Source organism: Trueperaceae bacterium (genome assembly GCA_031581195.1).
Taxonomy (GTDB): domain Bacteria; phylum Deinococcota; class Deinococci; order Deinococcales; family Trueperaceae; genus SLSQ01.
Genome location: JAVLCF010000074.1, coordinates 5,290 through 12,477, shown reverse-complemented (window position 1 = coordinate 12,477; position 7,188 = coordinate 5,290). Strand labels below are relative to the sequence as shown.

Genomic DNA, 7,188 nt, shown 5'->3' with positions numbered 1-7,188 from the left:
GTACGTCCCGAGCCGCCCGAAGCGGGTGCCCTTGCCGGCGGCGAGGCAGAGCGCGTGCACGTCAGGCCTCCTCGGGGCCCCGCCCGTCGGCGTGCGCGAGGGGGCCGCCTTCGTCGCTGCGGCGGACGAAGCCGTGCCCGCCGAAGGCGTCGCGTTGCGCTTGGATCAGCGCCGCCGGCCCGCGGGCGGTGCGGCGGCCGTCGTAGTGCGCGAGGGCGGCGCTGAGGGCCGGTGCTGCGACGCCGAGGCCGGCGGCGCGCGCCACGGTGCGGCGCAGCGCGGGGTGGGCGTCCGCGGCGGCGGCGAACGACGGCGCGAGCAGCAGGTCCGGCGTGTCGGGGTCGTGCCGGTAGGCGGCGACGGTCGCCTCGACGCTCGCGCCCCGTAGGATGCAGCCGGCCCGCCACGACGCCGCGGCGCGGCCGAGGTCGAGGGCCCAGCCGTGCGCGTCGCTGGCGGCGCGCAGCAGCGCGAACCCTTGGGCGTAGGCGACCGCCTTGGCCAGGTGCAGCGCGTCGTGCAGGTCGGCCGCGACCGCCGCGGCGTCGTCGGCCCCGCTCTCGGTCTCGCTCCGGGCGTCGGCGGCGTCGGGTGCGGGGGGGCCGGGGAGGACCGCGGCGGCGCGGGCGCGTCCCGCGACGTCGGCGGAGAGGGCGCGGGCGTCGACGGCGGCGGCGAGGACCGAGGCGTTCACGCCCAGGTCGAGGGCGCTTTGGATCGTCCAGCGCCCGGTGCCCTTCTGCCCCGCGGCGTCGAGGACGTCGTCGAGGGTGGGGGTGCCGTCGGGGTCGCGGGCGGCGAGGACGTCGATCGTCACGTCGAGCAGGAAGCCCTCCAGCGGGCCGCCGCGCCACCCGCGCAGCACCCCCTCGAGGCCGTCGGCGGCGAAGCCGAGCCCGTCGCTCAGCAGCGCGTACGCTTCGGCCAGGAGCTGCATGTCGGCGTACTCGATGCCGTTGTGCACCATCTTCACGTAGTGCCCCGCGCCGTCCGGCCCGAGGTGCGCGGCGCACGGCTCGCCGTCGTCCGTCTTCGCGGCGATCGCGCGGAGGATCGGCGCGACGCGGGCGTAGGCGTCCGCGTCGCCGCCCGGCATCAGCGCGGGGCCGTGGCGGGCGCCGTCGGCGCCGCCCGACACCCCCATCCCGAGCCAGGCGACGCCGCGCTCCGCGAGGTGCGCCTCGCGGCGGCGGGTGTCGGCGTAGTGGCTGTTGCCGCCGTCGAGGAGGACGTCGCCGGCGGCGAGGTGCGGCTCGAGCGCCGCGATCAGGGCGTCGACGGGGTCGCCGGCGGGCACCATCAGCAGCAGCGTGCGGGGCGCCTCGACGGCCGCGAGGAGGGCCGCCGGGTCGGGGGCGGCGTGAAAGGCGTCGCGCGCCCCGGCGAGGGAGCGGACGGCGTCGGGGTCGCGGTCGTGGATCGCGACGGCGTAGCCGTGGTCGGCCAGGTTGTGCGCGAGGTTGCGTCCCATCACGCCGAGGCCGATCAGGCCGAGGGCGGCGGGGCCGGGAACGGCGTCGGGCATCGGGGCCTCCAGGGGCGCCCGGGGCGGGCGCGGCGCAGGGACGCTACCACGCGCCTTCGGCGGGCCGACACGCGATCGCGCCCGGCGTCGGTCCTGGAGCGCCGGGCGCGACCGCAGTGCGGAGAGAGAGGGAGTTCCGTCTCGTCTACGTCCCGTCCCTACGTGCGCGAGCGTACGCGCCCCCACGCCGCGCGGGCAGGGACGTTCGTCCCGGGTGGGGCGTCAGCCGGCCTTCGGGCCGGCGGCGGCGACGGCCGGACGGACGGTGCCCTCGAACTGAGCGAAGTTGGCGTGGAACATCGCCGCCAGCTTCGTCGCCTGCGCGTCGTAGGCGTCGCGGTCCTCCCAGGTGCGGCGCGGGTCGAGGACGGTCGTCGGGACGCCGGGCACGCTGGTGGGGACGTGCAGGCCGAAAAACGGCTCCTCGCGCGTCGGGACCTCGTCCAGGCGGTGCTGGATGGCGGCATCGAGCAGGGCGCGGGTGTGCTGGATCGCCATGCGGTGGCCCTCCCCGAACGGCCCGCCGCTCCAACCGGTGTTCACCAACCAGCCCTGCGTGCCGTGCTCCGCCATCTTCGCGGCGAGGAGTTCGGCGTAGGCCGCGGGGGGGCGGGGCATGAACGGCGCGCCGAAGCAGGCGGAGAAGGTCGCCTCGGGTTCGGTGACGCCGCGCTCGGTGCCGGCGATCTTGGCGGTGTAGCCCGACAGGAAGTAGTACTCGACCTGCTCGGGCGTCAGCTTCGAGAGGGGCGGCAGCACCCCGAAGGCGTCGGCGGTGAGGAAGACGACGTCGGTGGGGTGGCCGGCGTAGCCGACCTTGCTGGCGTTGGCGATGTGGCTGATCGGGTAGGCGGCGCGCATGTTCTGCGTCTTGCTCGTGTCCGCCAGGTCGACGCGGCGGGTCTCCTCGTCCACCACGACGTTCTCCAGGATCGTCGCAAAGGCGCGGGTCGTGCCGTAGATCTCGGGTTCCGCGTCGGGGGAGAGGTTCTCGATCTTGGCGTAGCAGCCGCCCTCGAAGTTGAAGACGCCGTCGTCGGACCAGCCGTGTTCGTCGTCGCCGATGAGGGTCCGCTCGCGGGTGGCGGACAGCGTCGTCTTGCCGGTCCCCGACAGCCCGAAGAACACCGCGACCTCGTCGTCGGGGCCGACGTTGGCGCTGCAGTGCATCGGCATGACGCCCCGCTCGGGCAGCTCGAAGTTCATCATCGCGAACGCCGACTTCTTCATCTCGCCGGCGTACTCCGTCGAGCCGATCAGGACCACCCGCTCGCTGAGGTTCATCGCGACGACGGTCTCGCTGCGGGTCCCCATCGTGGTGGGGTCGGCGGCGAAGGAGGGGACGTTGAGCAGGGTGTAGGCGGGGTCGTGCGTCGCCTGCGCGCGGCGGGTGGGGAGCACGAACAGGTTGCGGACGAACAGGGCGTGCCAGGCGTACTCGGTGACGACGCGGACCGGGACCCGGAAGTCGGGGTGGGTCCCGACGAAGACGTCCTGCACGAACAGGTCCCGCCCGTGCGTGGCGGCGAGGAGGCCCGCCTTCACGGCGTCGTAGTGGGCGGGGTCCATGGGTTGGTTGATCGGCCCCCAGTCGACGGTGGCTTCGGTGCGGGCGTCGCGCACGATGAAGCGGTCGCGGGGCGAGCGGCCGGTGTAGCGGCCGGTGTCGACCGCCAGCGGGCCGTTGTGCACGATCTGCCCCTCGCCGCGGAACAGCGCGTGGGCGTAGAGTTCGGCGGTGGTGAGGTTCCAGTGGACGGTGCCGGCGGCGTCGAGACCGAACGCCTCGAGGCTCGCGGGGTCGGGGTGGTGTCCTTCGTGGCGCATGGGGCCTCCCAGGGGCGTGCGCGGCCCGGTGCCGGGCCGCGGGACGCCGCGCGGGGCGGGCCCCGCGCTCGTGTGCGATGGCGCCAGGCTACCAAGTGCGGCGGGCGCCGGCCCGGCGGCGAGGGCCCGAAGAACGTCGCCCACCTTGACGCACATACCCCATGGGGGTATATCCTCGGGGTCGGACCTGGCGACGAACGCCGTCTCGACTCTCCCCTCCGGAAGGAGCGCGCATGTTCTTCAAGCACTTCTACGATCCCGACCTCGCGCAGGGCAGCTACCTCATCGGCTGTCAGGCCAGCGGTGAAGCGGTCGTCGTCGACCCGCGCCGCGACGTCGACGTCTACCTCGCCGAGGCCGCCGCGCAGGGCCTCACGATCACCGACGTCACCGAGACCCACATCCACGCCGACTACCTGTCCGGCACCCGCGAGCTGGCCGACCGCACCGGCGCCCGCACGTGGCTGTCCGACGAGGGCGACGCCGACTGGAAGTACGGCTTCGAGGGCGAGAAGCTCTACGACGGCAGCGAGATCCACGTCGGCAACGTCGTGCTCCGCGCCGTGCACACCCCCGGGCACACCCCCGAGCACCTGTCGTTCCTCGTGATCGACGGCGCGACCAGCTCCGAGCCGCTGATGATCCTCACCGGCGACTTCGTGTTCGTCGGCGACGTCGGCCGCCCCGACCTGCTCGACGAGGCGGCGGGCGGCGAGGACACCCGCTTCGCGGGCGCCAAGGACCTCTTCGCCAGCCTCCGCGACCGCTTCCTGACCCTCCCCGACCACATCCAGGTGTGGCCCGCGCACGGCGCCGGCTCCGCCTGCGGCAAGGCGCTCGGCAGCGTCCCCACCACTACCGTCGGCTACGAGCGCGTCGCCTCCTGGTGGGCGGGCTACGTGCAGAACGGCGACGAGGCGGGCTTCACCGAGGAGCTCCTCGAGGGCCAGCCCGACGCCCCCGCCTACTTCGGCCGCATGAAGCGCTGGAACAAGGCCGGCCCCGCCGTCCTGGGCGAGCGCGGCACCCCCCGCGAGCTCGACGGTGCCGACGTCGCCCGCCGCCTCGCCGCGGACGAGATCCTGTTCCTCGACACCCGCACGATGGCCGAGTGGCACGCCGACGGCGTCGTCGGTGGGCTGTTCGTCCCCAACGGCACCAACTTCGCGACGTACGCCAGCTACGCGATCGACCCCGAGCGCGACACGCAGGGCATCGTCGTCCTCGCCGCCGACGCGGAGCAGGCGGCCGGCCTGCGCGACAAGCTCGCCTACACCGGCATCGACGCCTTCGAGGGCTACGTCACGAGCCTCGACGCCCTCCCGCGCGAAGCGAAGCCGATCCTGACCCCCGAGGCGTTCGACGGCCGCGACGACCTGGTGATCCTCGACACCCGCACCGCGACCGAGGCCGCCCCCGAGCACTTCGACGGCTCGGTCCAGATCCACAGCGGCCGCGTCCGCTGGCGCGCCGACGAACTCCCACGCGACGCCGGCATCCTCACGCACTGCGTGAGCGGCGGCCGCAGCGCCGTGGCGGCGTCGGTCCTGCGCCACCTCGGCTACGGCCCCGTCTACGAACTGAAGGGCAGCTGGGTCGGCTGGGAGCAGTACCAGCAACGCAAGGAGGCGGAGGCCACCCCGGCCTGACCCGCGCGTCCCGAACCCCGAGCGGGCGTCACGCCCGACGCCCGCTCGGGGTGTCATGATGGCCGAAATGTGGCCACGCATCCCCTTTCTACGTCGGAGAGAGACCGTGACCAATCCCTACGGATTCGAAGACATCGACCCCAACGAACTGCAGCGCCGCCTCGACGCGGGCGACGCCACCGTCATCGACGTGCGCGAGGAGTTCGAGTACGCCCAGGGACACATCCCCGGCGCCACCCTGATCCCGCTCGGGGAGATCCCCAGCCGCGTCGACGAAATCCCCGACGACGCGATCCTCGTCTGCCGCACCGGCGCCCGCTCCGGCAACGCCTGCGCCTGGCTCGCGACGCAGGGCAAGGCCAACCTCGCCAACCTCGACGGCGGCACCATGGCCTGGACGATGGAGGGCTACGACGTCGAGTGACGCCGCCGGCGCGTCGTCGCCGGGAGGTCCGCTCGCCCGCTGGCTCCCCATCGTGGGGTGGCTCGGCCGCTACCGGCGGGAGGACCTCCCCGGCGACCTGAGCGCCGGCCTCACCACCGCCGTGATGCTGGTGCCGCAGGGCATGGCGTACGCCATGCTGGCCGGCCTGCCGCCCGTCGCCGGGCTGTACGCGTCGACGATCCCGTTGATCGTCTACGCCCTCTTCGGCTCCTCGCGGCAGCTCGCGGTCGGCCCCGTCGCCATCGTCTCGCTCCTCACGCTCGCCGGCGTCGGCGCCCTCGCCGAACCCGGCAGCGCCGAGTTCGTCGCCCTCGCCGCGACCCTGATGGCGATGGTCGGCGTCATCCAAGCCGGCCTCGGCTTCGTCCGCGGCGGCTTCGTCGTCAACTTCCTCTCGCACGCCGTCATCAGCGGCTTCACGAGCGCCGCGGCGCTCGTGATCGGCCTCAGCCAGCTCAAGCACCTGCTCGGCGTCGACCTGCCCCGCGAACAGAACGTCTTCGTCCTCCTCGGGCGCGCCGCGACCCAGCTCGGCGACACGCACGCCGTGACGCTGGCGATCGGGGTCGCCTCGATCGCGGCGCTCATGATCGGCAAACGCCTCTCGCGGCGCTTCCCGACGCCGCTCCTCGTCGTGATCGTCGCCAGCCTCGTCGTGTGGGCGTTCGACCTGCACGAGCGCGGCGTCGCCATCGTCGGCACCGTCCCCGCCGGCCTCCCCGGCTTCGCGCTCCCCGACCTGAGCGGCGACGCCCTCCTCGCGCTCCTCCCGACCGCCCTCACGATCGCCTTCGTCGGCTTCATGGAGTCGGTCGCGGTCGCCAAGGCGATCGCCGCGAAGCACCGCTACAAGATCGACGCCAACCGCGAACTCGTCGGGCTCGGCCTCGCCAACGTCGTCGGCGCGGCGTTCCGCGGTTACCCCGTCACCGGCGGCTTCAGCCGCAGCGCCGTCAACGACCAGGCCGGCGCCCGCACGCCCCTCGCGGGGATCGTGACGGCGGTCCTGATCGGCCTGACGCTGCTGTTCCTGACCGACCTGTTCTACTTCCTGCCGAGCGCCGTGCTCGCCGCGGTGGTGATGGTCGCCGTCTTCGGCCTGATCGACGTCGCGGAGCCGGTCCACCTGTTCCGCGTCAAGAAGGTCGACGCCGCCACCCTCGCCGTCACCTTCCTCGCCACCCTCACGCTGGGGATCGAGACCGGCATCCTCACCGGCGTCGGCTTCTCCCTCGCGGTGTTCGTCGCCCGCAGCGCCTGGCCCCACACCGCGGAACTCGGTTGGCGCGCCGACGCCGGCGTCTTCCGCAACGTCCGCCGCTACGACGACGCCGTCACCTGGCCCGACCTCTACCTCACGCGGCCCGACGCCAGCCTCTACTTCGCGAACATGGCGGCGCTCGAGGACGACCTCAACGCCGCGGTCGCCGACCGCCCCGACCTCCGCGCGATCGTCCTGGACTTCTCCGGCGTCAACGACGTCGACGGCGTCGCCATCGACGTCCTGCAGGACCGCATCGACGCCTTCGACGGCCAAGGGATCGCGGTGCACCTCGCCGGCGTCAAGGGCCCCGTCCGCGACCTCCTCGCGCGCGCCGGCTGGTACGACCGCTACGGCGGGCGGATCGAGCACCCCTCCCTCGCGCACGCCCTCGCCGACCTCGGCGTCGACCTACCCGGTCGCCCCACCGCCCCCGCCGCGAGCCCGGCGTGAGCGACGCCGCCCCCGACGACGCCGCCCC

At 73.9% G+C, this 7,188-nt stretch carries 5 protein-coding genes; 3 read left to right on the top strand and 2 right to left on the bottom strand.

The window, feature by feature from the left end; translation table 11 throughout:
• Nucleotides 1–61 precede the first annotated feature (61 nt).
• Both gndA and pckA read right to left on the bottom strand, forming a co-directional pair.
• The gene (gndA, locus tag RI554_07915) at nt 62–1,525 is read right to left on the bottom strand and encodes an NADP-dependent phosphogluconate dehydrogenase (protein ID MDR9391940.1); all 1,464 of its coding nucleotides are present in this window, start codon (nt 1,523–1,525) and stop codon (nt 62–64) included.
• 222 nt (nt 1,526–1,747) lie between these two features.
• On the bottom strand, nt 1,748–3,352 hold the full coding sequence (gene pckA / locus RI554_07910) for a phosphoenolpyruvate carboxykinase (ATP) (GenBank protein ID MDR9391939.1): 1,605 nt from the start codon (nt 3,350–3,352) through the stop codon (nt 1,748–1,750).
• A 233-nt stretch (nt 3,353–3,585) separates the two neighbouring features.
• On the opposite strand from pckA, the gene RI554_07905 reads away from it, so the two are divergent.
• From RI554_07905 to sulP, 3 genes are all read left to right on the top strand, one after another.
• The gene (locus tag RI554_07905) at nt 3,586–5,001 is read left to right on the top strand and encodes an MBL fold metallo-hydrolase (GenBank protein MDR9391938.1); all 1,416 of its coding nucleotides are present in this window, start codon (nt 3,586–3,588) and stop codon (nt 4,999–5,001) included.
• A gap of 106 nt (nt 5,002–5,107) precedes the next feature.
• A complete protein-coding gene (locus RI554_07900; GenBank protein MDR9391937.1) occupies nt 5,108–5,425 on the top strand; it encodes a rhodanese-like domain-containing protein in 318 nt (105 codons plus the stop codon).
• Nucleotides 5,426–5,477: 52 nt separating this feature from the next.
• On the top strand, nt 5,478–7,160 hold the full coding sequence (gene sulP, locus RI554_07895; GenBank protein ID MDR9391936.1) for a sulfate permease: 1,683 nt from the start codon (nt 5,478–5,480) through the stop codon (nt 7,158–7,160).
• Nucleotides 7,161–7,188: the final 28 nt, after the last annotated feature.

Excerpts from the sequence above, each read along its gene's own strand:
- gndA (MDR9391940.1), bottom strand. The coding sequence starts at position 1,525 with ATGCCCGACGCCGTTCCCGGCCCCGCCGCCCTCGGCCTGATCGGCCTC.
- pckA (MDR9391939.1), bottom strand. The coding sequence starts at position 3,352 with ATGCGCCACGAAGGACACCACCCCGACCCCGCGAGCCTCGAGGCGTTC.
- RI554_07905 (MDR9391938.1), top strand. The coding sequence starts at position 3,586 with ATGTTCTTCAAGCACTTCTACGATCCCGACCTCGCGCAGGGCAGCTAC.